General features: G+C 66.7%; 2 protein-coding genes. Both read left to right on the top strand.

What is annotated here, in order from left to right; translation table 11 throughout:
* Nucleotides 1-55 precede the first annotated feature (55 nt).
* The gene (groES, locus tag RMO85_RS05945) at nt 56-364 is read left to right on the top strand and encodes a co-chaperone GroES (protein WP_310527391.1); all 309 of its coding nucleotides are present in this window, start codon (nt 56-58) and stop codon (nt 362-364) included.
* Between the two features lie 104 nt (nt 365-468).
* Nucleotides 469-1543 (top strand): chaperonin GroEL (gene groL, locus RMO85_RS05940; protein ID WP_310527393.1); only part of this gene is annotated, 1075 nt, incomplete at its 3' end.

Below are 1543 nucleotides of genomic sequence, written 5' to 3'. Positions count from 1 at the left end.
CGGCCTGCTCACGGTGGCACGCGGCGGATCGCGCCGCACATCAGGAGGAACACTCATGGCAACCAGCACCAAGACCAAGGTCACCCCGCTCCAGGACCGGCTTCTCGTGAAGCGGTTGGAAGAGGGCGAGATCAAGCGTGGCGGCATCATCATCCCGGACACCGCCAAGGAGAAGCCGCAGGAGGCGCAGGTCATCGCCGCCGGCCCCGGCCGCATCAGCGACGACGGCACCCGTATCCCGATGGCGGTGAAGGCGGGCGACCGTATCCTCATCGGCAAGTACACCGGCACCGAGGTCAAGATCGACGGCGAGGACCTCATCATCGTCCGCGAGGACGACGTCCTGGCGACCATCGAGGCCTAGACTTCCGGGCCGCCGCGCGGCGATGGCGCGATCCCGCGCCCCGCGTGACCCGCCCGTTTTCCAATGATTCCCAATGTTTCCATCCAGAAGGAGATGTCCGATTCATGGCAGCCAAGCAGCTGTTGTTCGATGAGAAGGCGCGTGCCGCCGTCCTCGAGGGCGTGTCGCAGTTGTCCCGGGCGGTGAAGGTGACGCTGGGACCGCGCGGGCGCAATGTGGTGTTGGGCAAGAAGTGGGGGTCCCCGGTGATCACCAAGGACGGCGTGACCGTCGCCAAGGAGATCGAGCTGGAGGACCCGTACGAGAACATGGGCGCGCAGATGGTGCGCGAAGTGGCGAGCAAGACGAGCGACGTGGCCGGCGACGGCACGACGACGGCGACGGTGCTGGCCGAGGCGATCTTCCGCGAGGGGCTGCGCAACGTGACCGCCGGGGCCAACCCGATGGGGCTGAAGCGCGGCATCGAGCAGGCGGTGGAGGCGATCGTCGGCGAGCTGAAGGGCATGAGCAAGCCGGTGGCCGACCGCAAGGAGATCGCCCAGGTGGCGACCATCAGCGCCAACGGCGACAGCTACATCGGCACGCTGATCGCGGACGCCTTCGACAAGGTGGGCAAGGACGGCACGATCACGGTCGAGGAAGCGCGCACGATCGAGACGACGCTGGAAGTGGTCGAGGGGATGCAGTTCGACCGCGGCTACATCAGCCCGTACTTCGTGACCGAGAAGGAAGAGATGGAGGTCATCCTGAGCGATGCCTACATCCTGCTGTACGAGAAGAAGCTGTCGAGCCTGAAGGACCTGCTGCCGGTGCTGGAGAAGGTGGCGCAGACGGGCAAGCAGCTGCTGATCATCGCCGAGGACGTCGAGGGCGAGGCGCTGGCGACGCTGGTGGTGAACAAGCTGCGGGGCACGCTGAGCACCTGCGCGGTGAAGGCGCCGGGCTTCGGCGACCGCCGCAAGGCCATGCTCGAGGACATCGCGGTGCTCACGGGCGGCCGTCTGCTGACCGAGGACCTGGGGATCAAGCTGGAGAACATCCAGCTCGCCGACCTGGGCCGGGCGGACCGCATCACGATCGACAAGGAAAACACGACGATCGTGAAGGGGGCGGGCACCAGCGAGGAGATCAAGGGCCGGATCGCGCAACTGCGCCGCCAGATCGAGGACACCACGTCGG

Source organism: Nocardioides sp., assembly GCF_031422975.1.
In the GTDB taxonomy this organism is placed as follows: domain Bacteria; phylum Actinomycetota; class Actinomycetes; order Propionibacteriales; family Nocardioidaceae; genus Nocardioides.
The sequence above is the reverse complement of the archived record's forward strand: the minus strand, read 5'-3'. Positions and strand labels throughout refer to the sequence as shown.

Coding starts and splice junctions, on each gene's coding strand:
- groES (WP_310527391.1), top strand. CDS start 56: ATGGCAACCAGCACCAAGACCAAGGTCACCCCGCTCCAGGACCGGCTT.